The sequence below is a fragment of the Pseudomonas sp. URMO17WK12:I12 genome, assembly GCF_000514395.1.
Taxonomy (GTDB): domain Bacteria; phylum Pseudomonadota; class Gammaproteobacteria; order Pseudomonadales; family Pseudomonadaceae; genus Aquipseudomonas; species Aquipseudomonas mucoides.
Window position 1 is genome coordinate 74864 of the sequence record NZ_AZVV01000013.1, and the last position, 23618, is coordinate 98481.

Below are 23618 nucleotides of genomic sequence, written 5' to 3' on the forward strand. Positions count from 1 at the left end.
AAAGGAGAATCACCCGTGTCAGACCAAACCCCGTCTTTACCGCATTCAGTGTGTGTCGTGATCCCGATGTACAACGGCGCCGACAGCATTGAGCAAACGCTGACGTCCCTGGCCGGGCAAACCCGACTGCCCGACCACGTCATCGTCGTCGACGACGGTTCCTCCGATGACGGGCCACAACGGGTCAAAGCCTTCGCGGCGCCGTTTCGCCTGACGCTGCTGCACCAGGCCAACGAAGGCCAGGCCAGCGCCCGCAACCACGGTCTGCGGCATTCTGAAGAGACGTTTGTCGCGTTTCTCGATGCCGATGATCAGTTCCGTCCGCAAAAGCTGGAGCTGCAACTGGCCCTGTATGACGAACTCAGTCGTCAAGGCCGGCCGGTGGGGCTGATCGACTGCTACACGCAGGTCAATTACAGCGACGGCAGGCGGCAACTGGACAATCTGCGCAAGAACGGCCGGCATTTCTACGATTTCATCCACGCCAACGTCCTCAATGGCGTATCCACCGCGCTGGTCAAGCGCGACGTGATCATGCAATACGGCGGCTTCGATGCCAGCCTGCGTTACTCCGAAGACCGCTTCATGTGGACCCGGATCGCCGAACACTGGGAGATCCACACGGTGCCGCAGGTGCTGCTGGAGCGCACGGTCAATGGCAACAACATGACCGCGCAACCGAAGAAGTACTACCCGAACAAAATCAGGTTCATCGAGGTGTACCTCGCCCGCTACGGCGCGCAGTTGACCAAGCAGCAACGGATCGATTTCGTGCTGGGCAACCACACTGACTTTCTCAATGCCTTTTCCCGCAAAGGCGAGTATGCCGACGTGATCGGCGTCTACCGGCGAATGCTGGACTATTCCTGGCAAACGCTGATCTTCGCCAGCGGTAAACCAACCTTGCGCTACCTCAATGCCTGCGCCCGCTCATGGCGCAAGGCAACGGCGTCAACCACCGCTCATTGAACCGGTATCCGCCATGGCCAATCATCGCCTGATGACATTGATCTGGATCTTCACCGAGAAATTCGGCCTGATCTTCCTGTCGATGATTACCTTTGTCGTGTATGCCCGGCTGCTGTCGCCCGCCGAGCTGGGTGTGGGCACGGTGATCATTGCCATCGTCGAGTTGATCGGCCTGGTGTATTCATCGGTACTGGAAGACCCGCTGGTGCGACTCGAACGGCTGGAGGACAACCACATCTCCACGGCCTTCTGGGCGGCGGTACTCGTCAGCCTGGTGTCCATCGTCATCATCTCGGGGGCGGCAGCTCTGTATACGCCCGACCCGGTGCTGCAATGGATGACGGCGGTGGCCTCGGTGAAAATCCTGTTCACCATGATGGCGCGAGTCTATGTGGCGCAAATGCGCCGTAGCGGCGACTTCAAGACGTTGGCGTCGCGCACACTGCTGGGCAAAGTGTGTGGTGGCGTCGGCGGCGTCGCTGTCGCGCTTTTGGGGTTGGGGGCCTGGGCGGTCATTGCCCAGGCACTGATCATGGAGTTCGTGTCCATCATCGTATTGATGCGCGCCGACCCGCGACGCATTGCCTTTCATATTGACGGCCCGTTCTTGCGCGAACTGTTGAAGGCCGGTGCACCGGTAGCCGTCAACGCACTGAGTTCGCAAACGCTGCAGCGCGGGGTCAATGTGGTGCTGGGCATGACGGCCGGCGCCAACGCGGTCGGCATGTTCAACATGGCAATGCGCATCATTGAGCTGCCACGCACGGCGATTTACAACGGCCTGCTGAGCTACGCGCTGCCGGTGTTCGCCCGGCGCAGCGCCGATCCATCACGGTTGCGCGCGATCATCGGTGATTCGACCGCCGTCAGCGGTTTCCTGCTGACGCCCTTGTTCATCGGCATCGCACTCACCGCGCACGACGTGATCCTGTTGATCTTCGGCGCCAAATGGACCGAGGCCATTCCCCTGTTGCAGGTGCTGGCGTGCACGGCAGCCATTGGCAATGTCGCCATGTACGCCACCACTGCGCTGGTCGCGGTCAATCGCAGTCACCTGACCATCAAGGCCGAAGTGGCAACCACCGTACTGGCACTGGCGCTGGTCTATGGCTTCGGCAGTCTCTATGGCGGCATGGCCGCCGCCCTGGCATTACTGGCCCGGATGGTGATCATCACGCCGTTGCAGATCCGTGGCTTGAACAGCGCCATCGGCTATGGCTGGCGGCTGTTTTTCGACACCAACTATCGCAGTGTGATTGCCTCGCTCGTCATGGCCGCGATCGTTCTCCTTGTTTCTTCTCGATCGGGTTTCGAAGGTTACTTGCACCTGATCTGCAGCATCGTGGCCGGCGCGCTGAGCTATGCCGTGGCGTATAGCCTCATGCACCCGCGCTGGCCGCAAGAATTCAAATCGGTATTCACCGCCCGCTGAATTCAGTCCCAAAACAGGAACACCTCACCATGCGCAAAACTACGCTGATCACCGGCGGAGCGGGCTACATCGGCTCGCATACCGCCCTGGCACTCATCAACGCCGGACACCGTGTGCTGATACTCGACAACCTGTGCAACAGCTGCCGAGAGTGCATCGCGCGCCTTGAGCTACTGACCCACACCCGAGTTGATTTCATCAATGGCGACATGGGCGACCCTATCTTGCTCGAGCAGATTTTCAGTCGTTACGACATCGACGCCGTGGTGCATTTTGCGAGTCTCAAATCCGTGGAAGAAAGCGTCCGAAAGCCACTGGACTATTACGCCAACAACGTCGCCGGGACGCTCAATCTGTGCCAGGCGATGCTGCGCCATGAAGTGTTCAACCTGGTGTTCAGCTCGTCGGCCACGGTGTATGGCGACCCCACGCAAATACCGATTGCCGAAGACCTCGGCACAGGCAAACCGGTCAATCCCTACGGCCGGACCAAGCTGATGATCGAAGAGCTGCTGACCGACCTGTGCCACTCCGATTCGCGCTGGAACATCGCCTTGCTACGCTACTTCAACCCGATTGGCGCGCACGAAAGCGGGATGCTCGGCGAAGATCCCAAGGGCCGACCCAACAACCTGTTGCCGTGCCTGACGCAGGTCGCGATTGGACGGATGCCCGAACTCACGGTGTACGGCAGCGACTATCCCACCGTGGACGGCACGTGCGTGCGCGACTACATCCATGTGGTCGACCTGGCCAATGGTCACCTCAAAGCGCTGCAGGTATTGCAAGACATGGGCGGCATTCACTGCTGGAACCTCGGCACCGGCATCGGCTACAGCGTGCTCCAGATCATCCACAGTTTCGAAGACGTGACCGGCATTGCCATTCCGTACCGCATCGCCCCGCGCCGCCCCGGAGATATCGCCCAATGCTGGGCCGACCCGAGCCGGGCTGGACGGGATCTGGGCTGGAGCGCGCAACGCAATCTGGATCAGATGATGGAGGATTCCTGGCGTTGGCAGTCGTGCAATCCGCAGGGCTATCAATCCTCATTCGACGTCCCGGCATTGACGGCGGTGAAGTAAGCCGTCGTTCCAACGGCAAGGAAAACACATGCTCAGAGACTGTCTGTGGGTACTGCTGTTGTCGGTTTCGCTGGCGTGCAGCGCCGCGCCAGCACCTTCCCGTCCGCCCGCCGCCGGGCTGGTGCTGTGGCTGGACGCGGCCGATGCGTCGAGCATGAGTATCGATGCTCAGGACCGCCTCGAGCACTGGAACGACAAGTCCGGCAAATCCAACCACGCCACGGTCGACGATGCCATTGCGTCCTCGCGTCCGCAGCGCGTGGCCAACGCCCTGAACGGAAACGCGGTGGTGCGTTTCACTGGCGCTTCGGCGTTGCTGGGCAAAACCATCCGCGCCGACAAGGGCCCGGCAACCCTGCTGATCGTCTCCCGCCGGCAGCCCGAACAGACTCCGGCAGACCCGTGGCAGCGGCTGTTCAGCTCGCGCCCGAACAGCGTCGATAATGACAATGTGCTGCCGAACTTCGCCATCAGCCTGCGACAGGCAGACGCCTACGCGCCGACCTTTTCCGTCCTCGAACTTCAGGACGTGCCCATCGGCCCCTACGCGGTCGGGCGCAACGTAGTCGGCAACGCCGATAATTTCAAAGGCGATATCGCGGAAGTGCTGGTGTACGACCGCCCGTTCGCCTCCCTTGCGCAGCAACAGGAGGCGTATCAATACCTGGCGAACAAATGGTCGATTGCCGTTCCCAGGCAGGCTGATACCTGGACCCGGGTCGGACCGTTGGGCACGTTGCCAAAACCCCTCGACGCCAGCTTGCCCCTGTCCGATCAGGCCAATGCTGGCAACTGGATATTCGACGGCAACCTGTCCGATGACTTCAATGGCGACGTTCTCGACCCCGTGCGCTGGCACGTCAACAATGCCCAGGGGAATGAATCCCTGGGCCGCAAGCCGGCACTGTTCAAGCCGGCCAATGCGTTCGTGGCCAACGGCAACCTGAACATCGTCTTTCGCAAGGAAGCCTTGCCACAGAAGTACGTGGACCTGGGTTTCAAGGACTATTCCTCCGCCATGGTGCGCACGGTCGACCGCGGTTTTTACGGTTACTATGAGGCACGCGCCAAACCCATGGACTCGGCAGGTTCCAGCGCCTTCTGGCTGGCCTGGACCGGCATGGAAGACAACGCCACCGAAATCGACATCTTCGAAATCGGCGGCAAGACCAAAAACGCGGCCTTCGACCGGCTGTACAACATGAACGCCCACGTATGGGCCACCCCGCAAAGCACCGAACATATCGCCAACGGCAGCAACTGGGTCAGCCCCTGGCGCCTGGCGAGTACGTTTCATGTCTATGGCTTCGACTGGCAGCCCGACAGCCTGCGCTGGTACGTCGATGGCGTGCTGGTCCGGGAATCGAAAAATGCCAATTTCTTCTTTCCGATGCAGATCGTCTTCGACAGTGAGGCCATGTGGCAATGGTTCGGCGTGGTCGACGATGCTGACTTGCCCTCTACCTTCAGGGTCGATTACGTCAAGGTGTGGCAACGCAGCCAGTAGCGTTTCTCAATCATGGATCAGCCCGTCAGGTGCCTCCGATTAGCCCTGAACTTTCGATCGAGCAGTCGAGTCGACAGAATTCCAGCCCGTCCGCACGCCCGATCATTCCCGCGCACGGCCGCACTGGGTCAGCGTTCAATCGACAGGGACGTCAGTCGTCAATCAGCGCCAATCCATCTGGAGTGTGTACGTGATCAAACGCCGGCTGAATGAACTGGATTTGCTGCGCTTCCTGGCAGCGCTCGCCGTGGTGTTTTTTCACTATGCTTTTCGCGGGTATGCAAAAGGCGACATGTCTGAAATGCCCTATCCGCTGTTGGCAGAGCCTGCCAAATACGGTTACTTGGGCGTCGAACTGTTTTTCATGATCAGCGGATTCGTCATTCTGATGACCGCGTCGGGCAATAATCTAAGAGCGTTTTTCATCTCCCGCGCCATTCGCCTCTACCCTGCTTTCTGGGTGTGCTGCACCCTGACTTTTCTAGTCACGCTGGCCATCGGACAGCCGCGCTACAGCGCTGGTATTTATCAATACATTATTAACATGACGTTGCTGGGCGACTTTGTGGGCGTCGAGCCGATAGACGGCGTGTACTGGTCGCTGTTTGTAGAAATAAAGTTCTACCTGATGATCTCCATTCTCCTGGCCTTCAAGAAAATAGAAAAAATAGAAACCTTTCTTGTGTGCTGGCTACTGATCTCTGCCGGTGCCGAAGTCTTCGCCTTTGAAAAGTTGCGCTCGACATTAATTACCGACTACGCCGCCTATTTCATCGCGGGTGCGACGTTCTACATGATCTGGGCCAAGGGGTTCACCAAAAGACGCGTGCTGCTCCTGGCAGGCGCGTTGGCATTGGCCTGCTTCACCGCCGTCGTATGGGCCGAATTGCTCGAAACCAAATACCCAACCGACTTCGATCCGCTGATCGTCTGCAGCATGATTATCCTGTTTTTCATGACGTTCCTCCTGGTGGCAACCAACAAGACAGCAGCCGTAGGAGCCTTCAACTGGACGGCATTAGGTGCGCTGACTTACCCGCTATACCTGCTGCATCAAATGATCGGCTTCATGATCTTCAACATCGCCTATCCGGCGGTAAACCCGCACGTCCTGCTCTGGGGCACTATCGCGTTGATGATCGGTGCGTCTCATGTCATCCACACAAAAATAGAAACCCCCATTGCCAGGCACTTTAAAAAAGCCCTGTCATTCTCCTTCAAGCGTGTCGAGGCGAATAAGCCAAGGTATCTGCGGCCGGTTGAGCGTCAAGCGGACGCAAAACCGACCGAGCCAATCCCTAAATCATCGGCGAAGCACTGACCACCCGCAGCGCCAATCCTTCGAACGCATCCAGCGTGATGGTGAATTCCCCTTCAGGCGTCAGGTCCCCTTCCACCCGCTCATTGATGATGTCGACCACCGGCCCCGGCGCAATGTTGGGCAGGTGCAGGGTTTCAGTGATCGGCGTGGAGCCGAAGTTCAGCGCAGTGATTTGCGTGCCTTTGCCGGCCGGTAATTCGTGGACCATGACCAGCAGCCCCGGATGCTCGACATCCGGAATCAGGATCTGCCGACTGGCGGCAATGTCGTAGGCGCGGCGTGCAGCGAGGATTCGTTTGAGTTGCGAGACGAACGAATCCGGATCCTTCAATTGGCTGGTCAGGCTGCCATACAACGTCTTCGGTCGCGGCATCTGCCCGGCCGAGAGTTCTGCTTCGGGGTTGAGGTCGACCAGATCATAAGCGCCGCGATGAATCCACCGGGTGTCGCCGTCGTGCATCAAATGCGCGACCTGTTCGGCCGGCAATGGCAGCGCACCGACCAGATCCCATCCAGACAACGCGAATACGCCGGGCTGCATCGCGTTGTACATCACCAACAGCAAATGCACCTGACGAATCTGCTGGATGTCCTCGGCGGTGATCGCGTCGAGATCACGAATCCCCAGCGCGGCCGTGATGATGCTGGCGGTGGTGCAGGACACACCGTTGGTGACGAACTTCAGATTGTACGGCGCGTGTTCCCCGGCCAGGCGTTCATACATCTGCTCGCGAATGTGCTCGCGCAGGATGTTGCCGGGGAAGGTCTGGCCCTGATAGAGGAAGTTATCGTGGGCGTGCAGCGTCCAGAAATGCACCAGTTCCAGGGTCAGTTCGTCGTGGTTTTGCAACGCGTGGATCAACGAACCGGGGTCGATACCGAGGGTGTGCATCTGCCGCAGCATCAGGCGCAGGAACTCGGTATCGCCCATCAGCAGCGCATGCTGGTAGGCCGGTCGGGTGATGAAATCGTATGAAAGATCCGCGCCGCCGTGGGACATGGCGGCGATGTCGTCGACGGTCAGGTTGAGCTCCTGAAAACTGAAGCCGCCCGCCTTGCGGATCGCCCCGGCCAGCAACTGATTGCCGGTGATCGACAGCGGATGGCTTTCTGACCAGGCGGTGCCGTCGAGTTTGCGTTCGACGCCGAGAAAACCGTTGGCATCCAGACGCAGGATCTTGGCGCCCATCACGTCGATGGCGTGCAGCGCGTCGCCGATGATCATCTGCTGCGCGGCGAAGGTTGGGTCCAGCCAGTTCAGCGAGGGCTGCCCTTCCTTGAAGTAATGCAAATAGACCCAGCGGCGCGGCTTGCCGTCGACGCCCACCACAACCGGTGTCGCGCTCCAGTCAGTTTCCTTGACCCCGGGCTCGAAGAAAATTACTCGCTGCAACTGGCCGACGATGTAGTGCTTGTCGCGGAGCACATCGACCTGCAACGGGCTGAGGTTTTGCGCATCGCGGCCCTCAGCGATGACGGGCAGCAGCGGCCAGTCTTCTTCGCGGATTTCCACCATGTGGTAGAGGCCGGGATAGTCCTCATACGCCATCTCGGCCAAACGGAAGTCTGCGCCTTTGCCGGTGTGCGACGGGATCACGTCATCGATGATCACCGCGTTGTGCGCGGCGGCCATGCGCACCAGCGCCTGCAACTGCGCCTCGGTGCCCAGTTGCGGGTCGATGTCGAAACTGATGCGGTCGAAATTGCCGTCAATCGTCGGCGTGCGTTCGGTGCCCGTCAGGCCGCCGGACATTTTCAGCGGGCCATTGTGAATGCCCTGAATGCCGATTCTCGACAGCGCATGCCACAAGGTTTCATCGCCCAGGGCTTCCAGCACGGTGCCGTTCTCCCGGGTGACGATGGACGCCGGGTACGCCGTGAACCACACCGACGCCAACGCCGACGCATCGCGCGGCCGGGTATGCGCATAGGGTTGTTGCCACAAGCGGCCCTGCCCGGAATAGAGCCTGGCCCGCTGCCGGGCGGCGTGCAGCATGGATTGTTCAACCAGCCAGATCACATGGTTCTTGTCCGCTGCGGTCATAAAAACAATCACCTGTCATTGAAGTCAGAGGCGCGAGGCCCGTGTTCATAGGGCGTCGCTCGTTTTTATATGAGGCCCTGTGGCGGGATTCGTTGCATTGACCGGCGAACGCTTTCAAGTAGAAGGTATCGCCGCCGATACAATGAAAGCGTCATGGATACGGCGTACGGTGTCCGGCATCGAGCGTCTTATCGCTCTCACTTGCGAGCGTTCCTCGCCAAGGAAGCACAATGATCACTGTTTCAACTTCAACGAATGCGGCGATGTCAGCCTACGCGGCGGCCGTCGATTCGAAGTCTGCCACTGCCCGGCAGCCGGTCGCTCAAGACGACACGGCGCAGGCCAAGGCCTCAAACACCGATTCGGTGAGCCTCTCCAGCACCTCCACCGATTACAGCAGCTCGATCGTCGGCAATGCGCCGTACTTTCCGGTGCGCGCGGGGATGAATGCCGATGCGCTGGTGTTGGGTGCGTCCAAGCCCGGTGCGGTCTCCAGCTCCAAGGACAAGACCTTCCCGGAAGTCGCCGCCGATGCGCGCAAGCGCATGGATGAAAAATACGCGCAGATGACCGCCAGCGGCAAGCCGTACGCCAAGACCGATGAAGACCGTAACGCGCTGTTCGGCGACCTTGATCGACGCTCGCTGAACGCCGTCGCCACCAATGAAGGCGGCAAGTTCACCGCGGATGAACAAGCCTCGGCCCAGGCCTTGATGCGCCAGCAGGGCCGTCTCGCCACCGGTTATTACAGCGGCCCGGCGGATCAGGAAAAAAACTGGAAAGACCCGTTCGCCAACGACCCGGTCGCCCGTGCCCATGCGGCCCTGGATTTTCTCGACAACATGAGCCCCGAGGAAAAGAACACGCCGCAATGGCTGACCCAGCACTTGTCGCTGGAAGCGGCGTTGAACCAGGGTGGTGGTTCGGATCCGACCGAGAAAAAGTCCGGGCATTTTCACAACCTGGCTGAAATTCTCGCGGGTGTGGTGACGGATGGGTCGGACCAGAAAAAAGCCGACGATGGCAAAACTGACGATCCGGCCGCCCTGATCCTGGCCAAGCTTCAAACACAGGTTTCCTGAGCCCCTCGCACCGCCGCAGTCCCTTGTGGGAGTGAGCTTGCTCGCTCCCACAAGGGACTGCGGTGGCTGCAATATTCAGGCAGCGGCGAGTTGGCGTTTGCGGGCAGGCAATGCAATAACCAGCGCCAGGACAATCAACCCCGCCGCCACCGCAAACGTCACCCGCATGCCATTACCGGCAAACACCGCCCCCATCGCCGAGGCTCCCGTGATCAACCCCAGATTGCGCGACAGACTGAGCAGCCCGGCAATCACCCCGCGCTGATCGGCGCTGACACCGGTCATGATCGAGGTGTTATTCGCCGCCTGAAACAGCGCATAACTGGCCGTGATCACCGCGATGGGAACGACGTAGCCAGGCACACCAAAACCCACCGGCATAATCGCCAACACCCCGGCGCCCAACGCCATGGTGACCAGCCCGAACACCATCATGCGCTGCGCCCCGAATCGATCCACCAGACGCCCCGCCGGCACCCCGCCCAGCGCCGCCACCAGCGGACCGACCGACAAGGTCAACCCGACCAGCGCGGCGTTCAGCCCCAGCGTACCCGAGAGATAAAACGGCCCCACCACCAGCGTCGACATCATCACCGTCGACACCAAGGCGCTCATGGCCAGGCTCGCACTCAGCCCACGTTCACGGAACATCGCCAGCTTGATGAGGGGCGACGTGGATCTCGCCTCGACCCACAGGAAAACCCCACCACCGATACCAGCAATCAGCAGCACCCACCCTTCACCCAACGTCATGGCCAGCGCATACGCACCGAGCGTCAGCGCCAACAGCAGCGTCCCGGGGAAGTCGAAAGCGCTACGCCGAGCTACCGGCCGATCTGCCGGCAAACAGCGGTAAGCGAGTACAACATTCAAAACACCCAACGGCACGTTGACCAGAAAAATCGTCTGCCAGCCGAACCCGGAAATCAGCACACCGCCCAACGAAGGACCCAGCGTGGTGCCCATCGCCGACATCGTCCCCAGCAAGCCCATGGCGTTGCCGGTTTGCGCTTTCGGCACCGTATCCGCGACAAACGCCACGGTCAGCGCCAACATGATCGCCGCGCCCAGACCTTGCACGGCACGGGCCGCCACCAGCCAGCCCAGCGAAGGCGCGAGCCCACAGGCCAGCGAAGCCAGGGTGAAAATGACGATCCCACCCAACAACAAGCGTTTGCGCCCGATCAAGTCACCGAGCCGCCCGACGCTGACGATCAACGTCGTGATCGCCAGCAGATACGCCAGGACAATCCATTGCACATCTTGAAACGCTGCATCAAAGGTCTGAGCCAACGTCGGCAATCCGGCATTGGCGATGCTGGTGTCGAGGGAAGGCATCAACATTGACAGCGAAAGGCTGGCAAGCGCCCAGCGGACCGGGGTGGATGGCGTGAGGGTTTTCATGGACAGGCCCCTTCTGAAAGATTGGCTTTCAGCGTAAGCGCGCTGCTGGCATGGCGGAAGACGCAGCGTTTGCACTTGATACCTGCACACAACGCCATGCCACCGCCAAGTCGTGCTAACGTTCAGCCATGACCACGCCCGATCTGAACCTGCTGATTACCCTTGATGCCTTGCTCGCCGAAGGCAGTGTGGCGCGCGCCGCTCAACGCTTGCGCCTGAGCCCGTCGGCGATGAGCCGTGCGCTGGCGCGCTTGCGCGAAACCACCGGCGACCCGCTGCTGGTGCGCGCCGGCCGTGGGCTGGTGCCGACACCGCGAGCGCTGGAACTGCGCGAACAAGTCAGCCAATTGGTGCAGCACGCCGAAGCGGTACTGCGCCCCGCCGAGCAACTCGACCTCAAGCACCTGACCCGAACCTTCACCCTGCGCACCAGCGACGGCTTCGTCGAAAACTTCGGCCCGGCACTCATCGCCCGTCTCAGCGAGCAAGCGCCCGGCGTGCGTTTGCACTTCCTGCAGAAACTCAACAAGGACAGCGCGCTGCTGCGCGATGGAAGCGTCGATCTGGAAACCGGCGTGGTCGGCGACACCACCAGCCCCGAAGTGCGCACCCGTGCGTTGTTTCAGGACCGCTTTATCGGCGTGACGTGCGCCGGACATGGGTTGAGCGAAGGCGAGATTACCCCCGCCCGTTACGCCTCTGGCCGGCACATTCTGGTCTCGCGTCGTGGGCGGGACCGCGGGCCGATGGATGAGGCGTTGCAATCACTGGGGCTGGAGCGAGACATCGTCACCATCGTCGGCGGTTTTTCCGCGGCACTGGCACTGGCCCGCGCCTCGGACCTGATCGCGACCGTCCCCGAACGGCACACGCAAAACCTGCGCGCGGGGTTGCACAGTTTTCCCCTGCCGATCCCGACGCCGCCGATCACGATCTCCATGCTCTGGCACCCGCGCATGGATGCGGACTCGGCGCATCGGTGGTTGCGCGACTGCGTTCGTGAGGTGTGCGCGCAGGGGAACTGATTTTTGCCGCACCCGGGTCTAGACTTCAATCCTTGCCGATACGGTCTGCTGATGTGAGCAAAAGTCATGAGCGACAAAGACGATCTGCGCAAATACTCCTCCCAGGTCATCGACGGCGTCGAAGCCGCGCCCGCCCGCGCCATGCTGCGCGCCGTGGGTTTCACCGATGCCGACTTCAAGAAGCCACAGATCGGCATCGCGTCCACCTGGGCGATGGTCACGCCGTGCAACATGCACATCGACAAGCTCGCCCTTGAGGCCGAAAAAGGCGCCAACGCGGCGGGCGCCAAAGGCGTCATTTTCAACACCATCACCATTTCCGACGGCATCGCCAACGGCACCGAAGGCATGAAGTATTCGCTGGTATCGCGGGAGGTGATCGCCGATTCGATTGAGGTGGTGGTCGGTTGCGAAGGCTTTGACGGACTGGTGACCGTCGGCGGTTGTGACAAGAACATGCCGGGCTGCCTGATCGGCATGGCGCGGCTCAATCGTCCGTCGATTTTCGTGTATGGCGGCACGATTCGTCCCGGCGCGGGCCATACCGACATCATTTCCGTATTCGAGGCCGTGGGCCAGCATGCACGGGGGGATATCAGCGAGATCCAGGTCAAGCAGATTGAAGAAGTGGCGATTCCCGGCCCCGGTTCCTGCGGTGGGATGTACACGGCCAACACCATGGCCTCGGCCATTGAAGCGTTGGGCATGAGTTTGCCCGGTTCCAGTTCTCAGGACGCGGTCGGCACTGACAAGGCCTCAGACAGTTTTCGCGCCGGCCAGCAAGTGATGGAGCTGCTCAAGCTGGACCTCAAACCCCGCGACATCATGACCCGCCAGGCCTTTGAAAATGCGATCCGCGTGGTCATCGCCCTCGCCGGCTCGACCAATGCCGTGTTGCACCTGCTGGCCATGGCGAATGCCGTGGATGTTGACCTGACCCTGGACGACTTCGTCGAGCTGGGCAAAGTGTCGCCAGTGGTGGCCGATCTGCGCCCCAGCGGCAAATACATGATGAGTGAACTGGTGGCCATTGGCGGTATCCAGCCGCTGATGAAACGCATGCTCGCCGCCGGCATGCTGCACGGTGATGTGCTGACGGTGACTGGCAAGACCCTGGCGGACAACCTCAAAGACGTGCCCGACTATCCCGAAGGCCAGGACGTGATCCTGCCCTTCGACACGCCGATCAAGAAGGACTCGCACCTGGTGGTGCTGCACGGCAACCTCTCACCCACCGGCGCCGTGGCCAAGATCACCGGCAAGGAAGGTTTGCGCTTTGAAGGCACGGCGCGGGTTTATCACGGAGAGGAAGGCGCGCTGGCGGGGATTCTCAATGGCGAGGTCAAGGCGGGCGATGTGATCGTGATCCGCTACGAAGGGCCCAAGGGCGGTCCGGGTATGCGCGAGATGCTGTCGCCCACTTCGGCGGTGATGGGTAAAGGCTTGGGCAAGGAAGTCGCGTTGATTACAGATGGGCGTTTTTCGGGTGGCTCGCACGGTTTTGTCGTGGGGCATATCACGCCGGAGGCCTTTGAGGGTGGGCCGATTGCGTTAGTTGAGGATGGCGACAGGATCACCATTGACGCCGAAACCCGGCTGATTACGGTGGATGTTTCCGATGCCGTGTTGGCCGAGCGTAAGACCCGTTGGGTGCGGCCCGAGTCCAAGTACAAGCGTGGGGTGTTGGCGAAGTATGCCAAAACCGTGTCGAGCGCTTCGGAAGGGGCTGTGACGGATAAGTATCTTTAGGGCTTTGGATTTGTTTTGTTTGGGCTATTGCCATCGCGAGCAGGCTCACTCCTACATTGGATCTCGGGCGTTTACAAAACCCATGTAGGAGTGAGCCTGCTCGCGATGGCGTCTATACAGACACCATCAATTCAAAGCCTGAACCGATCCACCGACTGCGACAGTTCCCCCGCCAGACTCGACAACTCATCGGTCGTCGACGCCGTCTGCCCAATCACCTTGCTATTGCCTTCCGACATCCCCGCAATCATGTCCACCTGATGCGCGATTTCGTTGCTGGCCAGGCTTTGCTCGCCGATGGTGCGGGTAATGTCGTTGACCAGTTGCGTGGTGCTCAGTGTCGCGTCGAGGATTTCACGAATCGCCCGTTCAACATCGGCGGTCACGGCCATGCCTTTGTCGACCTGCGCCACGCCCGCTTCCATGCTGGTTACCGCTTCGCGGGTGCTTTGCTGGATGCGCGCGACCATGCTGGCAATTTCCTGAGTGGAGGCGCTGGTGCGGCCGGCGAGGTTGCGCACCTCGTCGGCGACCACGGCAAAGCCACGGCCCTGCTCACCGGCACGGGCGGCTTCGATGGCGGCGTTCAACGCCAACAGATTGGTCTGGTCAGCGATGCCCTTGATCACCTGAATGATGTTGAAAATCCCTTCCGACTCCTTGTCCAGCGTACGAATCACCTGAGCCGACTGCTGCGCGGAACGGGCGATGCCGTCCATGTCTTCGACAACCTGATGGATCACCCGACCGCCATCCTTGGCCAGTGACTCGGCCTGGTTGGCCATGTCCAGCGCGCGTTCGGCGTGGCGGGTGATTTCCTCGATGCTGGCGGTCATTTCGCTGGCGGCGGCGGCCATGGTGCTGGCGGCGGCGCTTTGCTGCTGACTGCTGTCAGCGACCTGATGGCAACCGCTACTCAGTTGATCACTCATGCCGCTGACGCCATGGGCATTGCTGCGTACCACTTCGATCATACCCCGCAGATCGCGCTGCATGGTCGCCAGGCTGCGGATCAACGCGCTGGCTTCGTCCTTTTGTGTCGGCTCGACAATCGGTTCGCTCAAGTTGCCGTGGGCGATGCTTTGGGCAATCCGGCTGGCGGTCTGCAACGGCCCCATGATGCTCAGAATCACCCAGCGCCCCTGAATCAACAGCAACACCAGGCTGGCGATCAGCACCACGCCGAGGGTGAAGTTGGCGCTGTGGATGACTTGCGCCGTGCCTTGGCTGGTCTGCTGCGTGTTGGTTTCGATCAACTCGCTGAGGGCCGCCATCTGGTCTTCCAGTTGGCTGAACGCGGTATTGAAAGTGCCCAGTTCCTTTTGCGCAGCTTCAGGATTTTCCAGCGCCAGGCCAACGATACGCTCGGCGGCGCTGATGTAGGTGTCGAGGCTCGGTTTGACCTTGTTCAGTGCGGTCTTGAGAGTGTCGTTCACCGGCAGCTTGAGGTTCTCACCCAGCACGTCACGAAAATGCTTTGCGTGCTCCTCGATGGAACTGTGGACGTCAGCCTTGCTGCTGGTGCTTTTGCCCAAGCCCACCAGCATCGCCGACAGCACGTCAGCGCGCAGGGCGTCGTGCATCATGTCGGCTTCGAGGTGATTGCGCAGCGCCGTCATGCTGACCTCGCTTTCGTTCACTGCGTCAGCCATCTGTGTGTTGCCCACGTAACTGACCAGGCTGACGATCAGCGCGGTCAGCAAACTGGTGCCAATCAACAAGAGTAAACGGAATTTTATAGACATGGTGCAGCCCTCTGTTGGCACGTCGGCATTATGAAAACGCTATCGACTGCAAACGCCACATATTTAAGGCAGGACCGGCACTTTTCGCATTTTGCGACACGCGGTAGGCAACGCCGCTGTTTTTTGCGCCCCTCCTTCCTGAACCTAGTCTCAAAACCCCAGTCATACAGGCGCCTTGAAATCCCACTTACCGTCGTCTCTGATCAGAGCTGTCCGCCTCATGCACCCGACCGTCCTCGCCTTGCGCTGCGCCTCGCTGTGTCTTTTGCCTGTGTTTGCTCTATTTGCCTCCCCCGCTCATGCCAATGGCGAACGCCAACTGGTGGCGGCGATCAACGATTACCGTGCCCATCCCCAGCGCTGCGACAGGCGCCCGGCACAACGCCTGGCACCGCTGGCGCTGAATTCCAACCTGGCATTGCCCATCGGTTATGGCGGCGGTTTGCGCGATCGGCTGAAGGCTTCCGGCTATTCAGCAGTGACCGTACGCAGCATACGGGTGGTCGGCGCGCAGGATGCCGATGAAGCGTTTGACAGGCTTCAGGACGATTACTGCGGGGCGCTGCTGGATGGCCAGTACGCCGACATTGGTGTCAGCCGCGCCCGAAGTGAATGGCAAGTGGTGCTCGCGCAGCCGGTGCTCGACCGCAAGGTCGGCGATACACGCGCCGTCAGCAAAGCGTTGCTGGCGCAGGTCAACGCCGCGCGGGCCAAGTCGCGGATGTGTGGCGGCCAGCGCTTCTCTGCCGCGCGGCCGCTCAGCTGGAACGCTGCTTTGGGCGCCGCCGCACAAGGCCACAGCAAGGCCATGGCCTACGGCAATTACTTCGCCCACCGCGACCCCGACGGCGATATGCCCGCGGATCGAGCGAGGGCCGCCGGTTACCGTGGCAGGCAGATCGGCGAAAACATCGCCGCCGGGCAGAGCTCACCGAGCAAGGCGATGGCCGGGTGGCTGGCCAGCCCCGGGCATTGTGCGAACCTGATGAACCCGATGTTTACTCAGGTCGGCGCGGCGTATGCAGCGGATGCGCGCAGTGATGAGGGAGTGTATTGGACGATGCTGTTCGGGGCGCAATGACCGGGGTCATGCCTGCCGCTTTTTCAGCAGGCACATCACCCACACACTGAAACAGAAGTTCGTATCGCGCCTCTGACTTGGGCTGCAGGGTACGGGCTCCTGGCTCAACCGCGCATTGAACGTTTGCGCGCCAGACGCTGCTGCCAATTGCCATCATTGGCACGCTGACATTGCTCTTCAGAATCGAACTGCACATGGGCCGATACCGGATTGACGATGACATCCGCGTCGCTCAGAGCCATCGCTGTCAGTTCGACCATGCGCTCCCCTTGCCCGCCGGCCAACGCCTGATCCTTATTAGCCTGAGTGTCAAAAACCCAGATCACCCTGAGGCTTGAAGGGAATACGGTGTAATCGACTACATGGGTCAGCCAATCAAACCCGACGACTTCCGCTTTGGCGGTTTCACAGGCATCGGTCAGGGTGGCGACCAGACGGCGTTCGATGTGAGCCTGGTCGCGTTTGCTCAATCCCATGGAGGAATCCTTGTGATGATCGAGATAAAAGTGGCGGAGCCTACAAATGATGCTTCTACAAATCAAATTGATTCGCCCGTGCAGCAGTGGTTCCAAGGCGCCAGCTACCTTCGGGCCTTACTCAACCCTTGTGGGCGCAGGGCTTACCCGCGATGGGACCATCAGCCCCGGTCAATTCCGACGCCTCCCATAAAAGCTTTTACCTATCAGCCCCGAATACTCCACCTATTAGCTGACTTGCAGATAGGCGTCTAACCTTATCCCAGCGCTGGCGTCAGCCGGCCGGTTTTGAGCTGATAAGGAGACAGGAATGAGTCAGAAACATGACTAAGCCTGCCGTGGGCCACCGTGATTGCACCTCTTTTTTTCTGTACCGATAGCCGTGTGATCAAAACAATCAGTGAATCGAACTGCTGGCCCAGCAGCCTGTGTCATTGCTTTCGCTCGTCGCTATTCCAGAACCCACAAAGGGCCGGATAGCCCGGATGAACACGACCAAAGGTAGCTCGCACATGGCAAATGAATCGAAATGCCCGTTTAACCACGCCGCTGGCGGTGGCACGACGAACCGCGATTGGTGGCCGAACCAGCTGAATCTGAAAATCCTGCACCAGCACTCGTCCCTGTCCGATCCGCTGGACGAGGGCTTCAACTACAGTGAAGCGTTCAAAAAACTGGACTTTGCCGCGGTCAAAAGAGACCTCACGGCACTGATGACCGATTCGCAAGACTGGTGGCCGGCCGACTTCGGTCACTATGGGCCGCTGTTCGTTCGCATGGCCTGGCACGCCGCCGGTACTTATCGCACCGGTGACGGCCGCGGTGGCGCCGGTTCCGGCCAGCAACGCTTTGCCCCCCTCAACAGCTGGCCCGATAACGTCAGCCTCGATAAGGCACGCCGGCTGCTCTGGCCGATCAAGCAAAAATATGGCCGCAACATTTCATGGGCAGACCTGATCGTACTCACCGGCAACGTCGCGCTGGAGTCCATGGGCTTCAAGACCTTCGGCTTCTCCGGTGGTCGTCCCGACGTTTGGGAGCCGGACGAAGACGTGTACTGGGGCTCCGAAAACAAATGGCTGGGTGGTGACACCCGCTATGGCAAAGAAAACAAGCCCATGCAAGAACCCGGCGACGGCCCACTCGTGGCTGAACCGGGAGAAAACGAGGAGAGCCGCACCGAACAGGGCCGCAATCTGGAAAACCCGCTTGCGGCCGTGCAAATGGGCCTCATCTACGTCAACCCCGAAGGCCCTGAGGGCAATCCGGATCCCGTCGCTTCAGCCAAGGACATCCGTGAAACCTTCGGCCGCATGGCGATGAACGATGAAGAAACCGTAGCCCTGATCGCGGGGGGGCACGCCTTTGGTAAAACCCACGGCGCCGGACCTGCCGACAATGTCGGTGCCGAGCCCGAAGCCGCCGGTCTCGAACAGCAAGGCTTTGGCTGGAAGAACAGTTTTGGCACCGGTAAAGGCGCGGACACCATCACCAGCGGCCTGGAGGTGACCTGGACCACCACGCCGACAAAATGGAGCAACAACTACCTGGAAAACCTGTTCGGCTTCGAGTGGGAACTGAGCAAAAGCCCCGCCGGGGCGAACCAGTGGGTGGCGAAAAACGGTGCAGGTGCCGGCACCATTCCGGATGCCCACGACCCGTCCAAACGGCGCAATCCGACCATGCTGACCTCGGACCTGGCCCTGCGTTTCGACCCGATCTATGAGCCGATTTCCCGGCGTTTCCTGGCCAATCCCGATCAACTGGCCGACGCCTTCGCCCGTGCCTGGTTCAAGCTGATCCACCGCGACATGGGTCCCCTCTCCCGCTACCTCGGCCCGGAAATGCCGAACGAAGAACTGCTGTGGCAAGACCCGATCCCGGCGGTCGATCATGCCTTGGTCAACGACAGCGATGTCGCCGCACTCAAGAGCAAAATCCTCGCCTCCGGCCTGTCGGTTTCGCAGCTTGTGTCCACCGCTTGGGCGGCGGCTTCGACCTTCCGCGGCTCCGACAAACGCGGCGGTGCCAACGGCGGACGCCTGCGTCTGGCCCCGCAGAAATTCTGGGCAGCCAACCAGCCGGAACAACTGGCGAACGTGCTGGCGAAACTTGAAAGCATCCAGAACGAGTTCAACAGCGGCGGCAAGAAAGTCTCGCTGGCGGACCTGATCGTGCTGGCCGGTAACGCCGGCGTTGAACAGGCCGCAAAAAATGCCGGGCACACCGTCACCGTGCCATTCACGCCAGGACGGATGGACGCCTCACAAGAGCAAACCGACGTGGAATCCTTCGGCTTCCTCGAACCGATTGCCGATGGCTTCCGCAACTACCTGAAAACCAACTACCGCGTACCGGCCGAGCACTTGTTGATCGACAAGGCGCAATTGCTGACGCTCACCGCGCCAGAAATGACCGCGTTGGTCGGCGGCCTGCGTGTGTTGAACACCAACGTCGGACAAACCCGGCACGGCGTGTTCACCCAGCAACCGGAAGCGCTGACCAACGACTTCTTCACCCACCTGCTCGACATGGGCGTGGAATGGAAACCGACCTCCGAAGCGGCTCAAGAGTTTGAAGGCCGGGATCGCAAAACCGGTCAAGTGAAGTGGACCGGGACGCGGGTGGATCTGGTCTTTGGTTCGAATGCGCAATTAAGAGCATTGGCTGAGGTGTATGCGAGCAGCGACGCGAAGGAGAAGTTCGTCAACGACTTCGTGGCGGCCTGGACCAAGGTGATGAACCTCGACCGGTTTGATGTGAAGTGAAGCACCTGTTCCACCCCGACCCGGTGACAAGGGCCGGGGTGGCCTGATTCGGTGCAGATCGACACAACAACAAAGATCCCCTGTAGGAATGAGGTTAAAAAGCCTCGCCCCCTCGCTGACCAGGGATCAACGCTCTCGATAACGACTATGCCCAAGGGTGTTTTTTCATTACCGGGCTCCAGCACTACAGTGGCCACATCTTCTTCCCCCACTCTGGAGCAACATCATGAAAAGCATCATCGGTCTTGGTTTCGCCCTGTCGGTCCTTGGCGCTACGTCCGCTATCGCCGCCCCGCATACCACTTCGCAGGTTGTCGCCGGCGTCAAGGTCAGCCAACCGGCGACACTGAACGTGAACACGGTCGGTCTTGATCACAAAGACAGCCAGCCAAGCAAACTCTACGTCGCTGAAAACCGTCCTGAATTCGGTTCGAAGTATCAGCGTTATTGATTAACCGCTTTTGCACCGTTTGAACAAAACCCCGGGCAGATCCGATCTCCCCGGGGTTTTTCTTTGCCTTACGCAATCCCTGAAGCAGCTGCCACCAGTCGTGCGGCCAGGGCTTTGGCCTGCAGCGCTACGTCGGTGACAGCGGTACTTTCCCACCACATGCCGCGCAACGGCGGGCCCATGGCGAACAGGCGACGGGCGACCTGGCCATCGCCGTCCAGTACGGCACCGTCGACCACCGCCGCGATTCCCAGCGCCAATGGTCCCGGCTGGATCAGTCCGCGCGCCAGCAATTGCTGCGGCAACGGTCGAGCAACCCGACGCCAGTCGTATTCGATACCGCTGGAGTTGATCAACGCCGCGCCAGTCACCACACAGGTGTCGGCCTCGCCACGGCGGCGAATGCGGATGCTGACGCCACCCTGCGACACGGGCTCAAGCCCTTTGAACGACGCGGCCTGAATCCGCAACCGCCCTTCCCGGTGCAACCGTTCCACCAGGGCCGCACTCAACGGCGGCGAGCGGTGGTGATGACTTTCCCACCATGGCCGGACATGCCGCACAAACTGCCGACGTTGCAGGTCCGTGGCCTGATTCCACAACCGTCCAATGTGCGCCCGCACGGTATCGAGCGGTGCTTGCCAGTCGATACCTTGGGCGATCGCCTCGCAGCATTGCCGGCGCAGTTCGCGCACCAGTTGCCGGGGGGTGCGAAGGCTGTGATCCGCGGCCAGAAAATCCACCCAGGCCGGCGGTTGCCGTCGCACATGCGGCAGCAAGCCGTGGCGGGAAAACACTTCGATCGGTCCGCGATGCCCAGCCTGTTCCAGCGACACCACGGCATCGACCATGGTCAGGCCGGAACCGATGATCAACACCGTTGATTGTGGATCGAGCTGACGCATCGCGGCGACATCCCACGGATCGAGCGCGGCGGCGTTCAAACCGCTGGACTCGGTCTGTGGTGTGCGCGCGGCGGGGAACATGCCTGTCGCCAGCACCGCATAAGCGCCCTGCAAGCGTTGCCCGTCACTCAAGGTCAGCCGTACCGAATCGTCGTCGGTTTGCAGATCGATTACTTCAGCCTGTACATGCTCGACGGTTGAGCCATTCAACGCGCCGACCGCTTGCGCTTCAGCCAGACGTTGTTGCACGTACACACCGAACAGCCCTCGTGGCGGGAACAACTCGCTGATCGGTACTGGTTGCTCAGCCGATTCCGGCCAGCCACCCGCGGCAATGTGCTCGGTCAGCCATTGCGTCAAGTCATCGGCATTGTCCGGGTCGACGCTCATCCGCGCTGCGTTGCCGTTCAACGTATGACCCAATTCGACCGCGCTGTAGGCTTCGCCTCGACCGAGTTCGGCACGTGGTTCGATCACCAGCACCGAACGGCGGCCCGGCAAGCGCAACAACTGCGCCGCCAGCATCGCACCACTAAGGCCGCCGCCGATGATCAGCATGTCGGCGTGGCGGATGGCGTTGGTCGTCTGTGCGCTTTGGATTTCGCTCATGCCATGCTCATTGGTCAAATGGAAAGCTGCTGCGTGCCACCTTAATGGGTTGCTCTCCCGCACACAAACCCACCCTTAGTAGGAGTGGGCCTGCTCGCGAAGGCGTCTACGCAGACACCATTTCTTCTCCCGTTGCCGCAACGTCGCCAGATCCCGATACCCCGCCCCCGGATGACTTTCCGGCAACCGCGCCCCCTCCTCAAACAACTTCTCGGGATTCTGATAAAGGCGCCAGGACCTTTTGCAGGCGTCGCACCCGATTACTATCTCCAGCTATTTCAACGGGTTAGCGAACCTTCCGAGAACAAAGTGCAGCTGTAGAAAGGCAAAGTGTCCATCCCCTGTTGATCGGCGAACAGTCAGATCACCACGTTGCGCACAAACCGCGCTGCCACCGGGCCATCGTTGCGATAGGCATGAGGCTGGTTGCTGGCGAACATGAAAAACTCACCGGCAGCGATGTGCTGTGGCGTATCACCCAACATCAGGGTCAGGCAGCCTTCGAACACGTAGATCTGTTCACTCCAGCCTTCGGCATCTGGTTGCGACGGATAAACTTCACCTGGTTGCAGGCACCATTCCCATTGCTCCACTTCACGAGTCGCGGTGGCCTTGGACAATAAAACAGCTTTGCTGCCGGGGATTAATCCGGCCCAGGCCACTTCGTTGATGCGACTCGCATCGCGGGCGTCCGGTGCCTGAATAAGGTCGCTGAACCTCACGTCCAGCGCTTCGGCCACTCGGTCGAGGGTGGTCAGGCTGACGTTCTTCTCGCCGGCCTCGATGGCCACCAGCATCCGGCGGCTGACCCCGGACTTTTCGGCCAGCGCGGTCTGGCTCATGTCGGCGGCATGGCGCAGGCGCCGAACGTTTTGGCTGACGTGCTGGAGGACCGAAGCCCGTTGCGTGGAATCTTTGTGCACTATATTGCTCACTTGGTGGGGTTGGGCAGTATACTGCGCAACATTCGGCGCATTGTGCGTCCCCCTCAGGTAGCGTGCAAGGTCATGACGTCGGTGAACTCCTCTTCCCCCCGTTTCTCGCGGTTCAGCAAAGCCGAGTGCGTGCTGGTGCTGATCACCATGGTCTGGGGCGGCACCTTTTTGTTGGTGCAGCACGCCATGACCGTCAGCGGCCCGATGTTTTTCGTCGGCCTGCGCTTCGCCGCTGCTGCGAGTCTTGTGGCGCTGTGCTCCTGGCGCCACCTGCGGGAACTGACCTTGTTCGAACTCAAGGCCGGGGCCTTTATCGGTGTGGCGATCATGCTCGGGTACGGCTTGCAGACCGTGGGCTTGCAGAGCATTCCCAGCAGTCAATCGGCGTTTATCACGGCGTTGTACGTGCCCTTTGTGCCGCTGCTGCAATGGCTGGTGTTGGGACGTCGCCCGGGGTTGATGCCGAGCATCGGGATCATGCTGGCGTTTACCGGGCTGATGTTGCTGTCGGGACCGTCCGGCGCTTCGTTCAATTTCAGCCCCGGTGAAATCGCCACGCTGATCAGTGCCATTGCGATTGCCGCCGAAATCATTCTGATCAGTACCTATGCCGGTCAGGTCGATGTGCGGCGGGTGACGGTGGTGCAATTGGCAACCACCTCGGTGCTGGCGTTTCTGATGGTGGTGCCGACCCAGGAACGCATTCCGGACTTTTCCTGGCTGCTGTTGTGCAGCGCGTTGGGGCTGGGCGCGGCGAGTGCGGCGATTCAGGTGGCGATGAACTGGGCGCAGAAGAGCGTTTCACCGACCCGGGCGACCTTGATTTATGCGGGCGAGCCGGTGTGGGCCGGGATTGTCGGACGGATCGCCGGGGAGCGGTTGCCGGCGATTGCGCTGGTGGGCGCGGGATTGATTGTGGCGGCGGTGATTGTCAGTGAGTTGAAGACCAAAGGTAAGGGGACTGCGGCTGAGGGAGAGTTGGAGCGGGAAACCTCGGTTGAACCTTGATAATTCTGTTGCCGGATAGATA

The 23618-nt window shown here is 60.6% G+C and carries 18 protein-coding genes and 1 pseudogene; 12 read left to right on the forward strand and 7 right to left on the reverse strand.

Annotated features, from left to right (window positions below; translation table 11 throughout):
* Window positions 1-15 precede the first annotated feature (15 nt).
* The 5 genes from D882_RS0118900 to D882_RS01000000131235 all read left to right on the forward strand — a co-directional run bounded on the left by D882_RS0118900 (window position 16) and on the right by D882_RS01000000131235 (window position 6314).
* Complete coding sequence (locus D882_RS0118900; protein WP_027924673.1) at window positions 16-969, forward strand: glycosyltransferase family 2 protein; 954 nt, start codon at window positions 16-18, stop codon at window positions 967-969.
* A gap of 13 nt (window positions 970-982) precedes the next feature.
* Window positions 983-2401: an oligosaccharide flippase family protein gene (locus D882_RS0118905; protein ID WP_027924674.1), complete on the forward strand. Its 1419-nt coding sequence runs from the start codon at window positions 983-985 to the stop codon at window positions 2399-2401.
* A 29-nt stretch (window positions 2402-2430) separates the two neighbouring features.
* Window positions 2431-3486 carry a UDP-glucose 4-epimerase GalE gene (gene galE / locus D882_RS0118910; protein WP_027924675.1) on the forward strand — a complete coding sequence of 352 codons (1056 nt, stop codon included), beginning with the start codon at window positions 2431-2433 and terminating at the stop codon, window positions 3484-3486.
* Between the two features lie 28 nt (window positions 3487-3514).
* Entirely contained in the window at window positions 3515-4993 is a 1479-nt protein-coding gene (locus D882_RS0118915) for a family 16 glycosylhydrolase (protein WP_027924676.1), read from the forward strand.
* A gap of 190 nt (window positions 4994-5183) precedes the next feature.
* Window positions 5184-6314: an acyltransferase gene (locus tag D882_RS01000000131235; RefSeq protein WP_081743978.1), complete on the forward strand. Its 1131-nt coding sequence runs from the start codon at window positions 5184-5186 to the stop codon at window positions 6312-6314.
* On the opposite strand, the gene treS is transcribed toward D882_RS01000000131235, so the two are convergent.
* Window positions 6292-8358 carry a maltose alpha-D-glucosyltransferase gene (treS, locus tag D882_RS0118925; protein ID WP_027924677.1) on the reverse strand — a complete coding sequence of 689 codons (2067 nt, stop codon included), beginning with the start codon at window positions 8356-8358 and terminating at the stop codon, window positions 6292-6294. The two genes, D882_RS01000000131235 and treS, sit on opposite strands and share 23 nt — an antisense overlap.
* 230 nt (window positions 8359-8588) lie before the next feature.
* Between treS and D882_RS0118930 the strand changes: the two genes are divergently transcribed.
* Window positions 8589-9440, forward strand: coding sequence for a hypothetical protein (locus D882_RS0118930; protein WP_027924678.1), 852 nt, complete (start codon window positions 8589-8591; stop codon window positions 9438-9440).
* 75 nt (window positions 9441-9515) lie between these two features.
* Here the strand turns inward: D882_RS0118930 and D882_RS0118935 are convergent, their stop codons facing one another.
* The gene (locus tag D882_RS0118935) at window positions 9516-10844 is read right to left on the reverse strand and encodes an MFS transporter (protein WP_027924679.1); all 1329 of its coding nucleotides are present in this window, start codon (window positions 10842-10844) and stop codon (window positions 9516-9518) included.
* 128 nt (window positions 10845-10972) lie between these two features.
* Here D882_RS0118935 and D882_RS0118940 point away from each other — a divergent pair, with 128 nt between their 5' ends.
* Together D882_RS0118940 and ilvD are read left to right on the forward strand one after the other, a co-directional pair.
* The gene (locus tag D882_RS0118940) at window positions 10973-11869 is read left to right on the forward strand and encodes a LysR family transcriptional regulator (RefSeq protein WP_027924680.1); all 897 of its coding nucleotides are present in this window, start codon (window positions 10973-10975) and stop codon (window positions 11867-11869) included.
* Between the two features lie 66 nt (window positions 11870-11935).
* A complete protein-coding gene (gene ilvD / locus D882_RS0118945; RefSeq protein WP_027924681.1) occupies window positions 11936-13618 on the forward strand; it encodes a dihydroxy-acid dehydratase in 1683 nt (560 codons plus the stop codon).
* Between the two features lie 131 nt (window positions 13619-13749).
* Here ilvD and D882_RS1000000133600 read toward each other — a convergent pair whose 3' ends face one another.
* Together D882_RS1000000133600 and D882_RS1000000133605 are read right to left on the reverse strand one after the other, a co-directional pair.
* Window positions 13750-14613 (reverse strand): methyl-accepting chemotaxis protein, encoded by an 864-nt coding sequence (locus tag D882_RS1000000133600; protein ID WP_371258953.1) that lies wholly within the window; start codon window positions 14611-14613, stop codon window positions 13750-13752.
* Window positions 14608-15363, reverse strand: a pseudogene (locus tag D882_RS1000000133605) (MCP four helix bundle domain-containing protein); the annotation flags it as partial. The pseudogene D882_RS1000000133605 and the gene D882_RS1000000133600, both read right to left, overlap by 6 nt.
* Before the next feature lie 220 nt (window positions 15364-15583).
* On the opposite strand from D882_RS1000000133605, the gene D882_RS0118955 reads away from it, so the two are divergent.
* Window positions 15584-16444: a CAP domain-containing protein gene (locus D882_RS0118955; protein WP_027924683.1), complete on the forward strand. Its 861-nt coding sequence runs from the start codon at window positions 15584-15586 to the stop codon at window positions 16442-16444.
* A gap of 104 nt (window positions 16445-16548) precedes the next feature.
* Here the strand turns inward: D882_RS0118955 and D882_RS0118960 are convergent, their stop codons facing one another.
* The gene (locus D882_RS0118960; RefSeq protein ID WP_027924684.1) at window positions 16549-16920 is read right to left on the reverse strand and encodes a hypothetical protein; all 372 of its coding nucleotides are present in this window, start codon (window positions 16918-16920) and stop codon (window positions 16549-16551) included.
* A 512-nt stretch (window positions 16921-17432) separates the two neighbouring features.
* On the opposite strand from D882_RS0118960, the gene katG reads away from it, so the two are divergent.
* Together katG and D882_RS0118970 are read left to right on the forward strand one after the other, a co-directional pair.
* A complete protein-coding gene (katG, locus tag D882_RS0118965; protein WP_027924685.1) occupies window positions 17433-19688 on the forward strand; it encodes a catalase/peroxidase HPI in 2256 nt (751 codons plus the stop codon).
* A 226-nt stretch (window positions 19689-19914) separates the two neighbouring features.
* Window positions 19915-20139, forward strand: coding sequence for a hypothetical protein (locus tag D882_RS0118970; RefSeq protein WP_027924686.1), 225 nt, complete (start codon window positions 19915-19917; stop codon window positions 20137-20139).
* Window positions 20140-20207: 68 nt separating this feature from the next.
* Here the strand turns inward: D882_RS0118970 and D882_RS0118975 are convergent, their stop codons facing one another.
* A complete protein-coding gene (locus tag D882_RS0118975) occupies window positions 20208-21653 on the reverse strand; it encodes an FAD/NAD(P)-binding protein (RefSeq protein ID WP_027924687.1) in 1446 nt (481 codons plus the stop codon).
* A 359-nt stretch (window positions 21654-22012) separates the two neighbouring features.
* The gene (locus D882_RS0118980; RefSeq protein WP_027924688.1) at window positions 22013-22576 is read right to left on the reverse strand and encodes a helix-turn-helix domain-containing protein; all 564 of its coding nucleotides are present in this window, start codon (window positions 22574-22576) and stop codon (window positions 22013-22015) included.
* Between D882_RS0118980 and D882_RS0118985 the strand changes: the two genes are divergently transcribed.
* Window positions 22571-23596: a DMT family transporter gene (locus tag D882_RS0118985; RefSeq protein WP_032833586.1), complete on the forward strand. Its 1026-nt coding sequence runs from the start codon at window positions 22571-22573 to the stop codon at window positions 23594-23596. The two genes, D882_RS0118980 and D882_RS0118985, sit on opposite strands and share 6 nt — an antisense overlap.
* The last annotated feature ends 22 nt before the right edge of the window (window positions 23597-23618 follow it).